The organism is Streptomyces sp. NPDC048462, assembly GCF_043200175.1.
In the GTDB taxonomy this organism is placed as follows: domain Bacteria; phylum Actinomycetota; class Actinomycetes; order Streptomycetales; family Streptomycetaceae; genus Streptomyces.
Window position 1 is genome coordinate 290,248 of record NZ_JBICXG010000003.1, and the last position, 19,664, is coordinate 309,911.

Sequence of the window (19,664 nt, forward strand, 5' to 3'; positions counted from 1 at the left end):
CAGCCGTTGTTCAAGGCTGGGGCCCGACTTGCTCAGGCGGCGAGGCCCATATTGAGCATCTTGGCGGCCCGGCCGATCGAGCCAGGCATGAGGTGGCGGTAGATCTTAAAAGTGATGTCCAGACTCCTGTGGCCCATCCACTCTGCTACATCAGTGATTGGGATTCCGTGGCCCAAGCAGTTCGAGGCGAAGTAGTGCCGGAAGCTGTAAATGACCAGCCCTTCAGGAATCTCAACGTCTCCTGAAGCTTTGATTCGAGCCCACTGGTTGGAGAGACTGTGAGCTGGGTATGTCTGGTTAGCGTCGCGTGGGTGATGCATGAGGTACCCATTTGAGCTTGTTCCATGCTTTTCCGCGTACCAGAGGATCGTTTCCTTCGTGCGGGCAGGGAGAGGGGTGTCGCGATATTCGCCTACCCTTCGGTGCTTGAGGCGGCCGTACTTCTTTGTTGTCTGGTTTACTTGTTCGGTGATTCGATAGACGTCATCGGCAACTATGTTGTTGATATTGACTGCAGCTGCTTCGCCGTTGCGCATGCCGCAGCCACTCATTAGGTCGGTGATCAGCAGGAAATCGTCGTCGCCGGCGGTGCGGATTTCCTGGAGCTTCTCTGGAGAGGGGATCACTGCGCGCTTCGGGTCGTACTGCGGGGGCTTGACGCCCTCCAGAGGGTTCTCGTCGTAGAGGCCCAACCGGTGGGCATCGAGGATGATCGACTTGAGCTTGTCGAAGGCGTTGGACTGCGTCGCCAACCCGGCCCCTTGCCGCTCCATGGCCTGAATGAATCCGTCAACCACCTTGTGGTCGAACGTGCTCATGCGACGGCTTCCGAGTGCGGGGAGCAGGTGGTGCTCCAGCAAGGAGTTGAGGTGGCGCAGTGAGCTCTCGGAAAGGTCACGCTGCGCCGACTTCCAGTCAGAGGCGTACTCCTCGAAACGCATCTGCCCATACTTCTCGATCCGCGCCGCCTTGGTCTGGCTCCGCGGGGCTGCCTTCTTGGCCCTGTAGACCTCGGTCAGCCGCTCGATGGCCTTGTCCTGGGTGGTGAACCCGGCTTCCTCGGTCTGTTTTCCGGCGGCGTTCCGATACCTGATCTTGTACTCATGGGGGCACTTGGACCACCTGGTGCTGCTGTGCTGGCAATCTTTGAAGAGTGTGCCCATGCCGTGGGCCAGGGTCTTGTTCGCCATCGTTCGGTCTCCGGGGTCGCTTGCTGACCTTTTGCTGACCACGGATGGTGCGTCATGCCTCTGAGCTGGGAAGAAACGGCAAAGACGTGGTATGTGGTGGAACTTCATCGGCAGGGACGGCGAGGAGATCGGGCGGGCTCGTGAGGACTGGATGAGCGGTGACCGGTTCGGCACCGTGCGTGGTTACGAGGGCGCGCCGCTCCCCGCTCCCGTGCTGCCTCCGGTGCCCTTGAAGCCCAGGGGGCGAGTGCGCTGACCCGGGCGTTTCTGGCACGGGGCATCCTCGGCCAGGGCGATTCCGCCGGGAGCCTCTGTGTCGGGGCCGACGACGCCATCGGGTGCTGCCGGGAGGAGGGTGCGATGCGCATGGCCGTGGCTCTGCACCGCGCGCGGTGGCTGCCGAAGCTTCTCGGGATGCCCCGGCAGCCACTGAGGTGGGTTCAGCTCACCATGCGGAAGGGTCAGGCGCCCCAGCGCAGTGCGATGGTGTCACCCGCGTTGATCACCTTGCCGCGGGTGGCGGCTGCGAACGCAGATCCGTCGACGCTGACCTTCCAGGTATTGGATCCGTTGTTTGCCTTGCCGCTGACCGCCGTGACCGCGCCGGTGCCCGACGAGGGGGCCACACCGCTCACACAGCCGGACGGCGTGGCCGAGCCGGTGGCAGCGTCCAGGACCGTTCCGAGGGTCGTCGTGGTGCCGGTGGGAGTGAGGGCGACGGAGCAGACGTTCAGGCCTCCGGCGCCGTCGTCGACGGTCAGGGCGAGCTTCGCGGGCGTGCCCGAGGTGAGTGTTCCCTGCGCGACCCACTGCGTGGCGCCGCTGGTGGCCGGCACCGGGGGAGTGGCGGTGAAGCCGCCGCCGGCTACGGCGCGCAGGCCGTCGATCGACGCGTAGGCGGAGGGCGTGGTGTCGCTGGGCAGGTATTTGAAGCCGCCGCCGGGGCTGAACTGCTGGGAGATGAGGAAGTCGACGGGGGTCTTGCCGGCGGAGGTGAGGAAGTCGCCGGTCTGCGGGTTGATGCCGCAGGCGTTGAGCCCGGAGACGGCCCAGCCGTTGGAGTCGGTGTTGACGCCGAACATGGCGTTGAAGGCACCGCTGGTGGGCACCAGTTTGCTCTTGAGGAATGCCTTGGCCTGCGTGATGTCCGTGTCGGTGTTCGGTACTCCGGAGACGCACAGCGCGGCCATGGCGGCACCGGTCATGTCGATGTCGCCGGCCGTGCCGAGCTGGCCCGGGTCGCCTTCGGCCTTGCTGAAGTTCCAGCCGCCGTCGTTGTGCTGGTTGGCCCGGATGCGCGTGACCAGGGAGTCGCGCAGGGCCTGTGGTATGCGCTGGGCCCCGCTCTGCGTCTTGGCGCCGCCCAGGGCGAGCGCGGCGAACACGGTGCCGTTGAAGTTGGCCGAGGGACCGAAGTATCCGGGTTCGGCCGTCTGCCAGTAGCCGTAGATGTCGCCGATCAGGTTGCGGGACGCCGAGACGCGGGCGGGATCGATACCGGCCGCGTAGGCGTTGAGCGTCGCCCGCTCGTAGTCCGTCACTACGGGCGCCGTCGAGGGCCAACTCGTCGAGGCGAGAAGGCTGCGGTAGACCGATCTCGCGTTCTTGGCGGTGTCGCCTCCAGGTGTGACATCCACGACAGCCGTGCCCGCGGCGGCGAGGGCGCTGAACGCCCATTCGTTGGACAGCCCGGGGCCGGCGTACGAACCGTCGGCGGCCTGAAGGGACTTGAGATACGTGACCCCGTTGGTCTTCGAGGTGGCGATCTGGGCGGGAGTGGCCGTCGCGGCTGCGGGCAGCACGCTGAGGCAGAACGCTCCGATGGCGGCGGTCGCGGTGAACACGATACGGCTTGGGGTGACCTGGCGGGACATGGCCTGCTCCTGGGATGAGGGGCGCGCAGACCGGGCCCACCGTCCGCTCCGGGCCGGAGGCAGAGGGGGCCAGGGCCGCCGCCCGAACGCGTGGACCGGCTTGCTGGAGTACATCGCCGTGTGGGCATTCGGGCTCGGAACGGCCCCCAGCCGTCCCACTACCGCTGCGCGTCAGCCCCGGAGTCTCACCGGGTTCCCCCACTCGGCAGCCCAGGACGCTACCCCAGCGGCTCTGGTCCCGCCAGACACACCCCACGCACGGCTTCTCCTCGTCCATGGCCATGTCTTGACGGAGTGTGTACATGCGTGCTGCAATCCCGCTGATACGCACTGAGTTCCAGGGGAAGCCGGTCCGATTCCGGCGCTGACCCGCAACCGTAGGCCCGGTTCCGACCGGGCGAGCCGGAATGCCTGGACCTGATCTTCAGCGAGAAACGCCGTCGCGGACTACGGCGTGGTCGACCGGCCCAGCCCTGCGATATGTCGCGTGTGGTGATGGCTCCTCAGCCACGTTCCCGTCCCTTCGGACACCGAACGAGGGGGCCGTGGTGGAGACCGCACAGCGAAGAGACCGGCGAACGGGGACGAGAGCGTTCCTGTCTCTGACAGCCGTGGCATTCCTGCTTCTCGCCGCAGGAATGACGTTCGTCGGGGTCACCCCGGCCCACGCGGATCCGCTCAGCGACTGCACGCCCACCAAGGGTGCGATCGTCGCCGTCGACTTCGGCCCGTTCGGGGGCGGGGTCGAGCGTGGTTGCGACGCGACCCCCACAACGGGGTACGAACTCCTCCACGAGGCGGGCTTCACCACCGAGGGCACCCAGCACGACGGCCCGGCCTTCATCTGCCGCATCGGTCACGGCGCGGGCACGCAGTACCCGACCACGGACGACGAGGCCTGCGTGCTCACCCCGCCGGCCACGGCCTACTGGTCGTACTGGCTCGCCTCGCCCGGCCAGAACAAGTGGACCTACAGTCAGTACGGCGCCATGAGCCGCAACCTCAAGGCCGGCGACGTCGACGCCTGGGTATACGGCGGAACGGACATCGGCGGCACATCCGGCAGGCCGACGTTCACCCCGGACGAGGTGCGCGCAGGCGGCGGCGGTGGTGAGAACCCCGACCCGACCGGAACGCCGACCGTTCCGGCAGGCCAGATCGACCTGCCGGCCGCAACGGCCTGGGTCGAGGGCGCGCTCACGGACGGGGAACGCGTGGTCGACGACGGCGCCGGCGCCCCCAACTACCTCCTGACCACCGAGGCCGCCTTCGCGCTGGCCGCCGCTGACCGCGACAGCGCGAGCCTCGGTAAGGCCACGGCCTTCCTCGCCGCCCACACCGACGACTACGCCTACGCGGCAGGCAACGACGAAGCCCCCGACGCCACCGCCGCTGCCCGCCTGGCCCTCCTGGCAGAGGCCATCGAGGCAGATCCGCACGACTTCGGCGGCCACGACCTGATCGCCGACCTGGCCGACAACGTCTGTGCCGCGGGCCCCGAATCGGGCAGCCCCACGCCCGGCTGCACCGCCAAGGGCGACTTCCGCAACGCCGGATACGCCGACGGCCAGGCGCTGTCCCTGCTCGCGCTCCTGAGGGCCGGCGTGGAACCCCCGGCCCAAGCCGTGGACCGGCTGACGCAGCTGCAGTGCGATGACGGCGGGATCACCAGCATCCTCATCCGGCCCGGCGAGTACTGCGACGGTGACCCCGGCATCACCGGAGCCACCGTCCTCGCTCTCCAGCAGGTGGGCGGCCATGACGCGGAAGTCGCCAAGGCACGGGCGTACCTGAAGAAGGCCCAGCGCGAGGACGGTGCGTTCCCCGGCTACACCGGATCGACGACCGGCAGCATCTACGCCACCGCCTACGCGGCGCAGGCACTCCGGTCCCTCGATGACACCGCGCACGCCGATGCCGCGGTCGCCTGGCTCTCCCGGGAGCAACTGGAGGGCGGCGGCTTTGGTTTCGAGCAGGACGCCACCGACCCGGCCCTCTACGCGACGGGCCCAGCGGTGCTGGCGGGCGCGGGCAGCGACCTTTCCCGTCTGACGACGAAGAAGCCCGAGCCGACCGACCCGCCGACCACGGAACCGCCCACTCCCGAGCCGCCCACCACAAGGCCGCCGACGAGCGACCCGGCTCTCCCGGCAGGCGAGGGACCGGACCTCAAGAAGGGCGTCGCCTACCTCACCAGCGGGACCAACCTCAAGCAGGGCCAGTACTACGCGGCCGACACCGGCGGCTCCCGGGCGGACTTCGGCCTCACCATCGACGGCGCCTACGCACTTGCCGCCACCGGGCTGAACAACGCCAAGCTGCGCGGCATCGTCGACTTCCTCGACAAGGGCGGCAAGGACGGCGACGGCCGCACCCTTCAGGACTGGACCCTGACCGGGACCAAGTACGCCCTGGGCGGATCCATCGGCAAGACCGCACTGCTGGCCGAGGCCGTCGGACGCGATCCGCGTTCCTTCGGCGGCCACGACCTCATCGCCGCTCTGGACAAGGCGGTGTGCGCCGCGCCGAGCAAGGCGCCGGACCGCAGCTGCGCGGCCAAGGGTGCTTACACCTACGCCCCTTCGGTCTTCTCCCAGTCCCTGGCGATCATGGCCCAGCTCCGGGCAGGCGACAGGAACGGGGCGCAGGAGCCGACCGCGTACCTCGAGAGCCTCCAGCACGGCAACGGTGCCTGGCCCAGCCTCATCCCCGCCACGGGCGACTCGGAGGTCGACTCCACCGCCATGGCCGCCATGACGCTCGACCTCGCGGGCGGCGAGAAGGCGGACAAGGCGGTCGGCAAGGCGCTGAAGTGGCTCGCGGGACAGCAGCTGAACGACGGGGGCTTCCCCGGTGCGGCCGGCAACTCCGTCAACTCGGCGGCGCTGGCGGTCCAGGGGCTCTCCCTGGACTCGAAGACGTACGGTTCCGAAATTGCTGACGCCCGGAAGTTCCTCGCCTCGCAGCAGAACAAGGACGGCGGATTCCGGGTCGCCGATCAGGGGCAGAGCGGCTCCGACCTGCGCGCCTCCACCCAGGCAGTGAGCGGGGCGACCGGAGTGTCGTTCGGCACGCTGGAGCGCAGCCTGACCGGCACGAGTGCACAGCCCACGCCCGGCCCGAGTTCCTCCACCCCGCTGATCGTCACTCCCGACGACAGCGCAGGCGGTACTGGCGGCATCATCGACACCGATGCCGGCGGGTCCGGTGGCGGAGTACTCGCCTCGACCGGTGCGCGGGTCGGCGCGCTCGTCGGGTTCGCCGCTCTGCTCGTCGGCGCCGGCTGGCGCACGGTGGTCGTCGCCCGGCGTCGTGCCACCGACGGGGGGCACATATGAGTTCCGTCCGCCGCAGGGCCGTGCAGGCGATGGCAGCCCTCGTGATGTCGGCCTCGGCAGTGACGGCGACCGCCCCTTCGGCCGCAGCCGACCCGCAGCCGATGGGCCGCTGCACCACCACCTCCGGCGTCGTCCTCGCGGTCGACTTCAGCCACTGGGGCGGGCCGGTCTACCGCTCCTGCGGCACGACCCCGACCACCGGTTACGAGCTCCTGAACCAGGGCGGCTGGCGCACCACCGGGACCGGCCACGACGGCCCGGCCTTCATCTGCCGGATCGGTTACAGCGGTCAGCAGGGCGGCAAGCAGTACCCGACGCCCCAGCAGGACGACTGCGTCCTGACGCCGCCCGCTTCCGCCTACTGGTCGTACTGGCACGCCGACCCGGGCGCCAACACCTGGGAGTACAGCCAGCTCGGCGCCATGCTCTACAAGCCGAAGCCGGGCAGCGTGGACCTGTGGATCTTCGGCGGTACGGACATCGGCGGCACGAAGGGGCTCCCGCAGTTCAAGCCCGACCAACTGCGCGCCCACAACACCGGGGCAACGGGGAACGCGGGGAAGCCCGCGTCGACCGACCGGGCGCCCGCCCTCCCGCCGGGCACGGACACCGGCCCGGCCCCGGAGACACCGAAGCCCAGCCCGTCGAAGTCCCGTCCCGCTTCGGCGAAGCCCTCCCGCACGGCAACGCCCAGCCTGTCGAAGTCCGCGTCACCCAGCCCGACCCGGAGCCCCAGCGAAACGCCGAAGCGGACGAAGGCGTCCTCCCGGCCCCCAGTGCTCGACGCCGCCCCGGCCGCCGACGCGAAACACGACCCCGGCTCCCTCGTTCCCGTGGTGGCCGGCGGCTCGCTGATCGTGCTGATCGGCGGTGGCGCGGTGTTCGTCGCCAGACGCCGACGCCGTACGGAGTAGCCGGGTGTCGCGCACCATGCCCGCGACGACGCCGCTGCCCGGCCCCGCGCCGGACAGCGGCGGCCGTCGGCTGCCCAGAACACTCCATCCGGTCGCCTGGTGGATCTGGGCCCTGGCGCTGGCTACTGCCGTCAGCCGCACCAACAACCCGTTGCTGCTCTTCCTCGTTCTCGCGGTGCTCGGCTTCGTCGTCACCGCACGCCGCACCGAGGCGCCCTGGGCCCGCGGCTTCAAGTACTACCTCTACCTCGCGCTCACCGTCGTCGCGATCCGCGTCCTGTTCCGGGCTGTCTTCGCCACGGGCATCACCCCGCACGACCACTTCCTCTTCTCGCTCCCGCACATCCCGACCCCCGACTGGTACGCGGGCATCCAACTCGGCGGTCCCGTCTCGCTGGAAGCCCTCCTCTCGGCCGCCACCGACGGGCTGCGCCTCGCCTGCATGCTCTGCTGCATCGGAGCGGCCAACACCCTGGCCAACCCCAAACGCGCACTGCGGGTCCTGCCAGGCGCGCTCCACGAGCTCGGGGTCGCCGTCACCGTCGCCATCAGCGTCGCCCCCCAACTCGTCCAGAGCGTGCAGCGGGTCGCCCGCGCCCGCAGACTCCGGGCAGGACGCAACAAGGGACTCAAGGCGCTCCGCAGCATCGCCGTCCCCGTCCTGGAGGACGCCCTCGAACGCTCCCTGCACCTGGCCGCGGCCATGGACTCGCGCGGATACGGCAGAGCGGGCACCGCCACCCGCCGCTCCCGCCGGATCACCGGGGCGCTGATGCTCGCAGGGATGTGCGGCCTGTGCGCCGGAGCATACGGACTCCTCGACGCGACGACGCCCGCACTCCTCGGGTTCCCGGCCATGGCGGCGGGCGCGGTGCTGTGTGTGGCCGGGCTGCGCCTGGGCGGCCGCCGGGTCACCCGCACCACCTACCGGCCCGACCCCTGGCGACCGCCCGAATGGGCCGTCGCGGGAGCCGGAGTGCTCTCCGCCGTAATGCTGTTCAGCAACATCGGCTACAACGCCGCCGAACTCAACCCCTCCATCTATCCGCTCACCTGGCCCACCCTGCCCCTGGTGCCGACCCTGGCGATCCTGCTTGCCGGAACTGCCGGGTTCCTCGCCCCGCCGCCCGCCGCCCCGTCCCGCCCGGTCATCCCCACGCAACGCACCGAGAGAGCCGAAGCCACGTGATCACGTTCGACCAGGTCACCGTTCAGTACGACGACGCGGCCGAACCCGCCCTGCGCGAGGTGGACCTCACCGTCGAGGAAGGCGAGCTGTGCCTCGTCGTCGGCCACACAGGCGTCGGCAAATCCACCCTGCTGGGAGCTGTCAACGGGCTGGTGCCGCACTTCACCGGCGGCACCCTCTACGGCCGTGTGACCGTTGACGGCCGTGACACCGCCCACCACCCGCCGCGTGAACTCGCCGACGTGGTGGGTGTGGTGGGCCAGGACCCGCTCGACGGTTTCGTGACCGACACCGTCGAGGAAGAACTCGCCTACGCGATGGAACAGCTGGCCATCGCTCCGGCGGTCATGCGTAAACGCGTCGAGGAAACCCTCGACCTGCTGGGCCTTGCCGACCTGCGCCACCGCGCCCTTTACGAACTCTCCGGCGGGCAGCAGCAGCGGGTGGCCATCGGTTCTGTCCTCACCGCACACCCCCGCGTCCTCGTTCTCGACGAACCCACCTCAGCCCTGGACCCGACGGCGGCGGACGAGGTACTCGCCGCTGTCACCCGCCTCGTCCACGACCTCGGCGTGACCGTACTCATGGCCGAGCACCGCCTGGAGCGCGTCGTCCAGTACGCCGACCGTGTGGTCCACCTGCCGGGCGGCGGACGCGTGGTGCACGGCACGCCCGCCGACATCCTCCGCACGTCCTCCATCGCCCCGCCGATCGTGGAACTGGCCCGCGCAGCCGCCTGGGACCCGCTGCCCCTGTCCGTCCGCGACGCCCGCCGGGCCGCCGCACCGCTCCGTACCCGGCTGGCCGCCACCGCACCCGCGCCGGTACGGCCGGCTCCGGCGGAAGGCCGTCCGCCGCTGCTCACCGCCCGCGGAATCACCGTCAGCTACCACCGTGTGCCGGCGGTCCGGGAGGTGGACCTCGACCTGAGCGGCGGCGAGATCACCGCGCTGATGGGACGCAACGGTTCAGGCAAGTCCTCCCTGCTCTGGGCCCTCCAGGGTTCCGGCCCGCGCAGTGGCGGACGGGTGCACACGAGGGACCCGCGCACGGGGAAGCGCGGGGACCCCCACACCATGGCGGCCGTCGACGCGCGCCGTGCCGTCGGCCTCGTCCCCCAGACGCCCGCGGACCTCCTGTACCTCGAAAGCGTCAAGCAGGAACTCGACCAGGCGGACAGCGAGTCGGCCGCGACAGGTGAAACCGACAGTGCTCGGACGATCCTGGACCGCCTCGCGCCGGGCATCGCGGACGCGACCCACCCCCGGGACCTGTCCGAAGGACAGAAGCTGGCCCTCGTCCTGGCGGTCCAGCTGACCGCCGCACCCCAGGTCCTGCTCCTGGACGAACCGACCCGCGGGCTCGACTACCGGGCCAAGGCGGAACTGACCCGGATCGTCGCCGCGCTCGCCGAAGAGGGCCGGGGCGTCGTCATCTCCACCCACGACGTCGAATTCGTCGCACGCACCGCGGACCGCGTGGTCGTCATGGCGGAGGGAGACATCGTCGCGGACGGGCCTACCGGCGAAGTCATCGTCGCCTCACCGGTGTTCGCACCCCAGACGGCCAAGATCCTCGCCCCGCTGCCCTACCTCACCGTCGACCAGGTGACCTCGGCGCTTGCCGGGACGACGGCCCCGACCGAGGACGTCACATGACCACCACGACAGCCATCCGGCTCACCCCGCGCGTCTCCCTGGTCATCGCACTGGCCGCATTCCTGGGCGTCGTGGCGTTCTTCTGGCCCTTCGTCGTAGCTCCGGGAAAGTTCGGTTCGAACCACGCGCCGCCGCTCATCTTCGGTGTTCTGCTCGTCCTCGTGCTCTGCGTGGTCCTCTCCGAGATCGCCGAAGGCGGGATCAGCTCCAAGGCACTGGCCATGCTCGGCGTACTGTCAGCCGTCAACGCCGCCCTGCGCCCGCTCGGCGCGGGAACAGCCGGAATCGAAACCGTCTTCTTCGTCCTGGTCCTCGCCGGGCGCGTCTACGGCCCGGGTTTCGGATTCACGCTCGGCTGCACCTCGCTGTTCACCTCCGCGCTGATCACCGGCGGTGTCGGACCCTGGATGCCGTACCAGATGTTCGGGTGCGCATTCGTAGGCATGCTGGCCGGATTCCTGCCCCGCGCGACGGGCCGCCGTGAAGTCCTGATGCTGGCCGGCTACGGATCCGTCTCGGGCTACCTCTTCGGATTCCTGCTCAACCTCTCCTTCTGGCCGTTCTCCCTCGACCCGAACAGCTCCATCGCCTACCTCCCAGGCCTGCCGTTCACCGAGCAGTGGCATCGCTACCTCGCCTTCGACCTGGCCACGTCCCTCGGCTGGGACACCGGCCGGGCGGTCACCAACTTCGTCTGCATCGTTCTCGCCGGTCCCGCCGTATTGACGACATTCCGTCGCGCCGTCCGGCGCGCCCGCTTCCGTGCACCGGTCCGCTTCACCCCGCCCGCGCCCGCCGGGCGCGACCGGGACCAAGAGGCGTCGAAATATGCGTGACGCCCGTCAGCTGCCCAGGCCCGCACCAGCGCAGCTGAACCCTCCTCACGGATGTCCGGGGGCTTTGTACCGTTCCTTCAAGGCTCATGAGTATGCACACCCGGGATCCGAGTATCCGAACGGCTGTGCGTCGCCGCCCGTCCGAGTTGGGTGAGGGCATGAATGATTCCGCACCCGCTTCCGCTTCCTCAGCCACGCCTGACGCAGCCGGTGCGCCGGCGGGAAGCGGATCGCAGTGACCACCGGCACCCGCAGGTGGCGACGGGCGCTGCCACCCGGGACCGCGTCTCGGTGATCGCCGGGGATCCGGCCCGCTCTGCCGGGCAGCCGCGGTGTCAGACCGCCCGGATCCGGTCCCTTACCGCCGGCTGCGCCTCGAAACCGGCTGCCTTGTACGTGGCGATGCCGGCGATGTTGGAACCGAGCGTGCAGACGCGCACGCTCGACGAGCCCATCTCCCGCAGCGCGGCCGCCCCGGCCATGGTGATCGCCCGGCCGTAGCCGCGACCGCGGTGGTCCTCGTGTACGCCCATCGGCTCGACCAGCCCCGGCTTCCCCGGGCCGGCCGACCACACCGTCACCACCCCCGCCATGTTGCCCCGGTCGTCATAGGCGCCCAGGCAGCGGGCGTCGGCGTGGAACGGTCCCGCCGACATCGCGGGCCAGTAAGAACGCCTGGGACCCGAGGTGTTGAACGCCGACCGCAGGACGTCGGCGAAATCGTGCGCCTGCTCCGGACTGATCGCCCCGATCCGCACGCCGGGGTTCGCCACCGGCTCCACGAGGTTGCGGAAGAGAGGCGTCCACGGCTCGTCGACGCCCCAGCCCTCCTTGGTCAACAGCTCGTGAAGCAGCAGGCCAGGCGGCGCCTCGACCGACACCGCTCCATCCGGCAGCACGCCGCGCTCAGGCAGCGAGAAGTCCTCGACGAGCCGCCGCGCCAAGCCCTCATCCCGGAAGGCGTCCGGAGCGACCGTCATCCGCACCACCGTCGGCGAGTCCAGCATCCCGACCGCGAGGATCCGTCCGTCCCGGCTCCAGGTCCGTACCGCCGCGGCCGTCTCGGCTGTCCCGAAGCGGTAGTTCCAGCCGATGTCCCCCGAATGCAGCTGCATCGGCGCTCCGTCGCACTGCCAATCCCGCAGAGCCGCCATGGCCTCGCGTACCCCGCTGACCGCCGGCGACCGCAGCACAATCGTCATAGCCGGGATCAGATACCCCACCCCGAAGGGGCCGCAACCGATTATCCGGCCCAGTAGTGCTGCCCCCTCAGCGGCCCGACCGAGAACCTCGCTCGGCCAAGTGGGTTGCGCGCATAGGATCTTGTCATGGCAGTGCGTCCTGTTCAGGTGAACATGAAGGCCCTTGACGACTCGGCCATCGGCCGCTTCTGGGCGGGCGCGCTCGGCTGGGAGCTGTCCAGTGAGGGGCCGGGCGTGAGCAACGTAGAACCCGGCGGCGGCTTCCTCCGGCCGGACGCGTCCGCCGTATGCATCGATGTCGTCATCGTCCCGGAACCCAAGACGGCCACGAAGAACCGTCTGCACCTCGATCTCGCCACGACCTCCGCCGAGCACCAGGCCGAGTTGGTGACCCGCCTCCGGTCCCTCGGCGCGACCCCCGCCGACGTGGGGCAGGGGGATGTGCCGTGGGTGGTCCTCGCGGATCCGGAGGGCAATGAGTTCTGCGTGCTGGAGCCCCGCGAGACCTATCGGGACACCGGGCCGATCGCCCGGGTGGTGGTCGACTGCGCGGAGCCGTCGGCCATGGTCCGGTTCTGGGGCGAGGCGATGGACTGGACCGTGCGTGAGGCGACCGACGACCGCGCGGTGCTGCGCTCCGCCAAGGACGTGGGCCCGTACGTGGAGTTCCGCCGCACCCCCGGTGTGCGGAACGTGCCGGACCGCGCTCATCTCGACCTGTTGCCGTACCCGGGTGACGACAAGACGGCGGAGGTGGCCCGGCTGCGGAGTCTGGGTGCCACCGATCTGGACCTCGGCCAGGGTGACGTCCCGTGGACGTGCCTGCAGGACCCGGAGGGCCACGAGTTCTGCGTCCTGGGCCGGTCCTCCTGACGCGGAGCCGGTGGCCACGCACGGCCCCGAGCCCCGGCGGACGCCGGGGCGGCGCCGGGACGTATCGTCTCCCGGCGTGACTGACGTCGACGCCAACGCGCCCCGCACCGCCCGCGAGCAGCTCATCGGGGCGTGGGTTCTCGCGATCCCGGCGATCGGCGGTTTCCTGTTCGCTCTCGGGCTGATGCTCTTCCCGCCGTCCTTCGACAACGACGGGAGCTTCCCGGAGCCGGTGTCGTGCGGTGCGCCCGCGCTCTTCGACCGGGAGGCGTTCACGAAGCGGGAGTACGGCCCCGACGCCGGGCCCGACGAACTCGCCACGACCGGCTGCGCCGAGGCCGTGGCCATCCGGGAGCGCCGGGCCGTCGCCGTTCTGGCCGCCGCCACCCCGCTCGGGCTGCTCGCCCTGACGCTGCACCTGCACCGCCGTACGGGCCCGGGTCGCGACGCCGCGCCCGTACGGGAGGAGTGACCGCCCCGAAGCCCGCCGGGACGCGCTTCGGGCGTTGGGGGCGGGCGGGTTGCCGGGTGTCAGACGGTGTACGCGGTCCAGCCGACGGTGTCCACGCCGTGGGCCCCGTTCGACTTGGTGCCCGCCCCGTAGAGCTCGTTGAAGCGGATGAAGAAGCCGGTCTCACTCACGCCGTGCAGTCGGATGCCCGGAGTGTCGGGTGCGTTGAACGTCTGTGTCGTGGCGTGCACGATGACGTCCGAGCCGGTCGGGAACGGGGTGGGGAAGTCGACCCAGGTGAAGGTCGACGTGTTGCCGCCGCGTGTCTCGACGGGGTTGGTCGAACTCAGTTCCAGCTTGCCGGTAAGGATCATGCTCATATAGAGGCCTCCTCTGTCTGGTGCTGTCACTTCCAGGTGTGGTGGCGCCGCCGCGTTCTCGATCGCCGGGCACCTGATCAATAGCCTGTCCGCCGAGCTGCCCAATACCACATGAGTCGGCGTGAATGGCGTGAACCCGGCAGATGTGTCGAACAGTGCCCATGGCGTGTCAGACAGGAGGAGACGCCTGTTTCCGTACGACCGGACTGTCTTCGTCCGCTTGGGCGCGGCGCCCTCCGGGCGGACTCGCGGGCCGACACCCGGTATGTGTGGCGCCATGGCGGGCGGCGGGCGGTTTGGCGTCGCCCGGCCGCACCATATCGGCCCGTGTTCGACATGCCGGCAGCCGTATCCGTGAACCGACGCGTACGGCCGGTTCAGGGAGCGGCGTTGGTCCTGCTGCGCAGCAGAAGCGCTCCGCACAGACCGCCGAGCACGAACATGATGAGCAGCGCCAGGTACAGCGGCATGGTGACCACCGGGACGAGGAGGCGGATCGTCACCTCGCGGGTGTTCTCCGCGATGACGACGATCGAGGCGGCGGCCAGGACCAGCACACCGATCCGGGCCGGGGAAAGCCTCGGGCCCCGCTTGGTGTTCTTCCCCCCACCGCTGCGACCTGACGGCTTGCGGGCTTCCTCTGGGCTCATGGCTCCAGCGTCGGTGAGCGCGAGGAGTAACGCCTCGACAGGCGCGGCCGGCCGGGTGAACGGGGTGGCGGCGGCCGGCGCGGCGGGGCGGCCGGCGCGGCGGGGCGGACCGGGGTGGCGGCGGACGCCGGTCCGTGCGGTAGGCCGGCGCGGTTCCCCCGGACGGCCTACACCCACTCGTGCGGCCATGCACGCCGGGTGAGGGTGGCACTGGCCGCGTCCCATGGGACGCCGGCGCTCCGGTCCACCGCGTTGAGGGAGTTCGAGATGCCCCAGAACACCGACACGAAGCCCGCCGAGCGGGCCGTCGCACAGGCGAACGAGGCTGTCCGGCAGAACTATCCCTTCGGCGACGCCCAGGACCTCGAGGACGCGCGGCGCGGATTCATGGGCACGGCAGAGGACCACGTGATCCGCGATGGTGAGGGCAGTGCGGTGTGGGACCTGGAGGCTTACGGGTTCCTCGACCAGGAGTGCCCGGACACGGCCAACCCCAGCCTGTGGCGGCAGAGCCGGCTCTGTTCCGACCACGGGCTCTTCGAGGTCACCGACGGCATCTACCAGATCCGCGGCTTCGACCTGTCGAACATGACGATCGTCGAGGGCGAGCGCGGTGTTCTGATCATCGACCCCCTGGTGTGCGCGGCGACGGCCGCCGCCGGCCTCGCGCTGTACCGCAGTCACCGGGGCGAGCGGCCGGTGACCGGGATGCTCTACACGCACAGCCACGTCGACCACTTCGGCGGGGTGCGTGGCGTCCTGACCGACGAGGAGGTCGCGGGCGGGGTACCGGTGTTCGCCCCGCACGGCTTCGTGGAGCACGCCGTCAGGGAGAACGTCTACGCGGGTACGGCGATGGGCCGTCGCGCGGCCTACATGTACGGTGCCGCCCTGCCGAAGGGGCCGCGCGGACAGATCGGCGCCGGGCTCGGGCAGACCGTCTCGACGGGTGAGGTCGGCCTGATCCCCCCGACGGTGGACATCACCCGCACCGGGCAGACGGAGACCGTCGACGGCATCCGCATGGTCTTCCAGCTCACCCCCGGCACCGAGGCACCGGCGGAACTGAACATCCACTTCCCCGACCGCTCGGCCCTGTGCATGGCGGAGAACGCGACCCACAACCTGCACAATCTGCTCACCCTGCGCGGCGCCGAGGTCCGCGACCCGCATGTCTGGTCCCGGTACCTCACAGAAGCCATCGATCTCTTCGCGGGCTCCTCGGACCTGGCCTTCGCCTCCCACCACTGGCCCGTCTGGGGCCGTGAGCGCGTGGTGACCTTCCTGTCCGAGCAGCGGGACCTGTACGGGTACCTCCACGACCAGGTGCTGCGCATGCTCAACCTGGGCCTCACCTCGGCGGAGATCGCAGAGGAGATGGTGATGCCCCCGGCCCTCGAACAGGCCTGGCACACGCACGGTTACTACGGCTCGGTCAGCCACAACAGCAAGGCCGTCTACCAGCGCTACCTCGGCTGGTTCGACGGCAACCCGGCCCATCTGTGGCAGCACCCGCCGACCGAGGCCGCCCGGCGGTACGTGGACTTCATGGGCGGCGCCGACGAGGTGCTGCGCCGTGCCCGTGAGTCCTTCGGTGAAGGAGACCTCCGCTGGGTCGTGGAGGTCGTCAACCACGTGCTGTTCACGGACCCGGACAACGAACAGGCGCGCGCACTGCAGGCCGACGCGCTGGAGCAGCTCGGATACGGCAGCGAGAACGGGACCTGGCGCAACTTCTACCTCATGGGTGCGCTGGAACTGCGGCACGGATCGGTCGGCACGCCCACCACCACGGTCGCGCCCGACCTTCTCGCGGCACTGACCCTGGACCAGCTGTGCGACGCCCTCGCCATCCGGGTGGACGGGCCGCGAAGCTGGGACGCGGACATCACCGTGCGCTGGAAGCCGTCCGGCGGTGATGCCCTCACGCTGCGGCTGCGCAACGGTGTCCTCACGCACGTCATGGGAACCGGCCCGTCCGCGGCCGACCCGGACGTCGAGATCTCGCTGACCGAGGCCGAGGTGCGGGCCGTCCTGCTCGGCGTCGTGGCCCCGGCCGACCTCGCGGCCCGCCCCGGAGTCGAGATCACCGGGGACATCGGCCGGCTGACCGAAATGCTGGGCCACCTCAGCGACCCGGACCCGGACTTCGCCATCGTCACCCCCTGACCCGGACGGCCGGGGCCCGAGCCAGGCACGCAGCCCCGCCCGGTCCACCTCGGCGCCTGCGGGCGGTACGACCACGGCCACCACGGTCTCGCCCCACGGCGGGTGCGGGCGGGCGTCCCCGGTGTCCGGGTGGCGTACCGGCGACGGCATGGGCGGTGTCCGCCGAGGTCGCACGCGGCCCGGTCTCCGCGTCGATGACCCCGAGCCGGGCTGCGCAGTGCCGCAGCTGCCTTGCCACCTCGGCGGTCCGCATCTTGTGGTTCACCGGCACCAGCGTGGCGCCCGCCTACCAGGCCCCGAACGCCGCGAAGAGGAAGGCGGGGGTGTTGTACGCCATCACCGCCAGCCGGTCTCCCTTGCCCCAGCCCGGCCTCCCGCAGCACGGTCGCGGCGCGGCGCGCGGCGTCGGCGAACTCGCGACAGGTCCAGCGCCGCTCACGGTAGACGACCGCTTCGCCGTCGCCGGCCGAGCGGACGGCGCTGTCCGGCAGGGTACTGAGGTGCGTCACGTTCTCCTGACGGGCGGGGCCGGTGGAACCGACCGTGGCGGGAAACTCTGAATGATGGTTCACTTCTTTTATGGCCTACCGCAAGACCCCAGCCGAAATCAGTCGCCTCGAAGCCGCCAGGGAGCACCTGATCGTCTGCGCCACCTCGGTGATCACGGAAGTGGGCTGGTCACAGGCGTCCGTGACCGCCGTCGCCGACTCGGCGGGCATCGCGGCCGGCTCGGTGTACCAGCACTTCGCGTCCAAGACGGCGCTGGCCGTCGAGGTGTTCCGGCGCGCAGCCGGACGCGAGGCCGACGTACTGGGTGAAGTGCTCCAGGGGCCGGGAGACCCCGCCGGGCGGATCGGACGCGGCGTCGAGGTCTTCGCCCGCCGCGCCCTGGAGAACCGCGGGCTGGCCTACGCGCTGCTCGCCGCCCCCGCCGAACCCGCGGTCGGCGCCGAACGCCTCGAGTTCCGCCGCCGCTACCGGGCCCTGTTCGCCCAAGTCGTCCACGAGGGCATCGAGTCCGGCCTGCTGCCCGCCCAGAACGGCGAGATCACCGCCGCCGCGCTCACCGGGGCGATCGGTGAAGTGCTCGTCGACCCGCTCGCCGCCCGCGACGAGAAGGCCACCGAGGCACTCCTGGCCGAACTCGTCGCCATGGCACTGCGCTGTGCCGGCGCCGCGCCCGCACCCCCGCAGCCCTGACCGCCCCGAGCCGACCCCGGTCTCCCGCCCATCCCACTCGGAGGAAACCCGTGTCCACGACCGACGCCCCCCGCAGCCACCCCACCGCCCTGACCCACGAAGTGACCAACCAGACACCGCCGTTGACCGGCCACGACGTCGCGGACGACGCCGTTCTGCTGGAGGGCGTGCGCCGTGAGGGCGCCCAGTGGCACATCGAGGAACTGCACCGCATCGGCCGTCTCGTCGGCGGCGAGGAGGCGCAGGGCTGGGCCGATCAGGCCAACGACCACGAACCCGTACTGCGTACCCACGACCGCTACGGACACCGCGTCGACGAGGTCGAGTTCCACCCCGCCTACCACCACCTGATGGACACCTCCGTGGGCGCGGGCCTGGCCGGCGCGGCCTGGGCCGACGAGCGTCCGGGCGCCCATGTGGCCCGTGCCGCCGGCTTCATGCTGATGACGACCCTGGAGCCGGGGCACCTGTGCCCGGTCTCCATGACGTACGCGGTCGTCCCGGCGCTGCGCCACGCACCCGACCTGGCCAAGACGTACGAGCCGCTCCTCACGAGCCGGGTCTACGAGTCCGGCCTGCGGACCCCGGCCGAGAAGCCCGGCCTGCTCGCCGGGATGGGCATGACGGAGAAGCAGGGCGGCACCGACGTACGGGCCAACACCACCGCGGCCACCGAAGCGCCCGACGGGACCTGGCGGCTGCGCGGGCACAAGTGGTTCACCAGCGCGCCGATGAACGACCTCTTCCTCGTGCTCGCCCAGTCGCCCGGCGGGCTCTCCTGCTTCCTGGTGCCCCGCGTACTGCCGGACGGCAGCCGCAACACCTTCCGTATCCAGCGGCTCAAGGACAAGCTCGGCAACCGCGCCAACGCCAGCAGCGAGCCCGAGTTCGACGACACGGTGGCCTGGCTCGTCGGTGCCGAGGGCAAGGGCGTTCGCACCATCATGGACATGGTCACCATGACGCGCCTGGACTGCGTCCTGGGCTCCGCCGCCGGCACCCGCGCCGCCCTCGCCCAGGCCGCCCACCACGCCCGCCACCGCTCGGTGTTCGGCGCGAAGCTGATCGACCAGCCCCTGATGCGCAACGTGCTCGGTGACCTGAGCGTGGAGTCCGAGGCCGCCACCACACTGGCGCTGCGCCTGGCCGGCGCCGCAGACCGGGCGCAGCGGGGCGACAGCGGGGAGCGCGCGTTCCTGCGGCTCGCCACGGCCGTGGCCAAGTACTGGGTGTGCAAGCGCCAGCCCGTCGCGGTGGCCGAGGCGCTGGAATGCCTCGGCGGCAACGGATACGTCGAGGAGTCCGGGATGCCGCGCCTGTACCGGGAGGCCCCGCTCAACGGCATCTGGGAGGGCTCCGGCAACGTCAACGCCCTCGACCTGCTGCGGGCGCTGGCGCGGGAGCCCGACTCCTTCGAGGCCTTCCACACCGAGATCGACGCCGCTGCCGGCGCCGACCGGCGACTGGACGCCGCCTGGCGGGAACTGCGCGGCGCGCTCGTCCTCACCGAGGACGCCCCGCTGCGCGCCCGCCGCCTCATCGAACGCGCCGCGCTCGTGCTCCAGGGCTCCCTCCTCGTCCGGCACGCACCGGCCCCGGTGGCGGACGCCTTCTGCGCGTCCAGGCTGGACGGGGACCGGGGCCTGGCATTCGGCACCCTGGCACCGGGCACGGACTTCGCCGCACTGCTGGAGCGGCTCCCCGCCTGAGGCCGGACGACAGGCACTGGCCCTGCAACTA

General features: G+C 70.6%; 15 protein-coding genes, 1 pseudogene and 2 riboswitches. Of the genes and pseudogenes, 11 read left to right on the forward strand and 5 right to left on the reverse strand.

Annotated features, from left to right (window positions below):
- Positions 1-32 precede the first annotated feature (32 nt).
- The gene (locus ACGFU6_RS07340; RefSeq protein ID WP_393608705.1) at positions 33-1,190 is read right to left on the reverse strand and encodes a tyrosine-type recombinase/integrase; all 1,158 of its coding nucleotides are present in this window, start codon (positions 1,188-1,190) and stop codon (positions 33-35) included.
- Positions 1,191-1,281: 91 nt separating this feature from the next.
- On the opposite strand from ACGFU6_RS07340, the pseudogene ACGFU6_RS07345 reads away from it, so the two are divergent.
- Positions 1,282-1,446: pseudogene (locus ACGFU6_RS07345) on the forward strand (pirin family protein); the annotation flags it as partial.
- Between the two features lie 205 nt (positions 1,447-1,651).
- Here ACGFU6_RS07345 and ACGFU6_RS07350 read toward each other — a convergent pair.
- On the reverse strand, positions 1,652-3,064 hold the full coding sequence (locus ACGFU6_RS07350) for a hypothetical protein (protein WP_393608707.1): 1,413 nt from the start codon (positions 3,062-3,064) through the stop codon (positions 1,652-1,654).
- Positions 3,065-3,186: 122 nt separating this feature from the next.
- A riboswitch (cobalamin riboswitch) is annotated at positions 3,187-3,263 on the reverse strand.
- A 142-nt stretch (positions 3,264-3,405) separates the two neighbouring features.
- A riboswitch (cobalamin riboswitch) is annotated at positions 3,406-3,476 on the forward strand.
- A 226-nt stretch (positions 3,477-3,702) separates the two neighbouring features.
- Here ACGFU6_RS07350 and ACGFU6_RS07355 point away from each other — a divergent pair.
- From ACGFU6_RS07355 to ACGFU6_RS07375, 5 genes are read left to right on the forward strand one after another with little or no spacing between them, the layout of a single operon-like run.
- Positions 3,703-6,402, forward strand: a complete 2,700-nt coding sequence (locus ACGFU6_RS07355; protein ID WP_393609065.1) for a prenyltransferase/squalene oxidase repeat-containing protein — start codon at positions 3,703-3,705, stop codon at positions 6,400-6,402.
- Complete coding sequence (locus ACGFU6_RS07360) at positions 6,399-7,316, forward strand: hypothetical protein (RefSeq protein WP_393608709.1); 918 nt, start codon at positions 6,399-6,401, stop codon at positions 7,314-7,316. Before ACGFU6_RS07355 ends, ACGFU6_RS07360 begins: the two co-directional genes overlap by 4 nt.
- Positions 7,317-7,332: 16 nt before the next feature.
- Positions 7,333-8,505, forward strand: coding sequence for an energy-coupling factor transporter transmembrane component T (locus ACGFU6_RS07365; protein WP_393609067.1), 1,173 nt, complete (start codon positions 7,333-7,335; stop codon positions 8,503-8,505).
- Positions 8,502-10,163, forward strand: a complete 1,662-nt coding sequence (locus ACGFU6_RS07370; RefSeq protein ID WP_393608710.1) for an ABC transporter ATP-binding protein — start codon at positions 8,502-8,504, stop codon at positions 10,161-10,163. The genes ACGFU6_RS07365 and ACGFU6_RS07370 overlap by 4 nt, the downstream gene beginning before the upstream one ends.
- A complete protein-coding gene (locus tag ACGFU6_RS07375; RefSeq protein WP_393608712.1) occupies positions 10,160-10,999 on the forward strand; it encodes an ECF transporter S component in 840 nt (279 codons plus the stop codon). The genes ACGFU6_RS07370 and ACGFU6_RS07375 overlap by 4 nt, the downstream gene beginning before the upstream one ends.
- A 335-nt stretch (positions 11,000-11,334) precedes the next feature.
- Here ACGFU6_RS07375 and ACGFU6_RS07380 read toward each other — a convergent pair whose 3' ends face one another.
- On the reverse strand, positions 11,335-12,201 hold the full coding sequence (locus ACGFU6_RS07380) for a GNAT family N-acetyltransferase (RefSeq protein WP_393608714.1): 867 nt from the start codon (positions 12,199-12,201) through the stop codon (positions 11,335-11,337).
- A gap of 126 nt (positions 12,202-12,327) precedes the next feature.
- Here ACGFU6_RS07380 and ACGFU6_RS07385 point away from each other — a divergent pair, with 126 nt between their 5' ends.
- Both ACGFU6_RS07385 and ACGFU6_RS07390 read left to right on the forward strand, forming a co-directional pair.
- A complete protein-coding gene (locus tag ACGFU6_RS07385; protein WP_393608716.1) occupies positions 12,328-13,074 on the forward strand; it encodes a VOC family protein in 747 nt (248 codons plus the stop codon).
- Between the two features lie 76 nt (positions 13,075-13,150).
- The gene (locus tag ACGFU6_RS07390) at positions 13,151-13,546 is read left to right on the forward strand and encodes a hypothetical protein (RefSeq protein ID WP_393608717.1); all 396 of its coding nucleotides are present in this window, start codon (positions 13,151-13,153) and stop codon (positions 13,544-13,546) included.
- Between the two features lie 59 nt (positions 13,547-13,605).
- Here the strand turns inward: ACGFU6_RS07390 and ACGFU6_RS07395 are convergent, their stop codons facing one another.
- Positions 13,606-13,905, reverse strand: a complete 300-nt coding sequence (locus ACGFU6_RS07395) for a hypothetical protein (protein WP_393608719.1) — start codon at positions 13,903-13,905, stop codon at positions 13,606-13,608.
- A 377-nt stretch (positions 13,906-14,282) separates the two neighbouring features.
- Positions 14,283-14,555: a lipopolysaccharide assembly protein LapA domain-containing protein gene (locus tag ACGFU6_RS07400; protein WP_393608721.1), complete on the reverse strand. Its 273-nt coding sequence runs from the start codon at positions 14,553-14,555 to the stop codon at positions 14,283-14,285.
- A 267-nt stretch (positions 14,556-14,822) separates the two neighbouring features.
- Between ACGFU6_RS07400 and ACGFU6_RS07405 the strand changes: the two genes are divergently transcribed.
- The 3 genes from ACGFU6_RS07405 (at position 14,823) to ACGFU6_RS07415 (ending at position 19,633) form a co-directional block, all read left to right on the forward strand.
- Complete coding sequence (locus tag ACGFU6_RS07405; protein WP_393608722.1) at positions 14,823-16,724, forward strand: alkyl/aryl-sulfatase; 1,902 nt, start codon at positions 14,823-14,825, stop codon at positions 16,722-16,724.
- A gap of 579 nt (positions 16,725-17,303) precedes the next feature.
- The gene (locus tag ACGFU6_RS07410; RefSeq protein WP_393608723.1) at positions 17,304-17,924 is read left to right on the forward strand and encodes a TetR/AcrR family transcriptional regulator; all 621 of its coding nucleotides are present in this window, start codon (positions 17,304-17,306) and stop codon (positions 17,922-17,924) included.
- Between the two features lie 50 nt (positions 17,925-17,974).
- A complete protein-coding gene (locus ACGFU6_RS07415; protein ID WP_393608725.1) occupies positions 17,975-19,633 on the forward strand; it encodes an acyl-CoA dehydrogenase family protein in 1,659 nt (552 codons plus the stop codon).
- Positions 19,634-19,664: the final 31 nt, after the last annotated feature.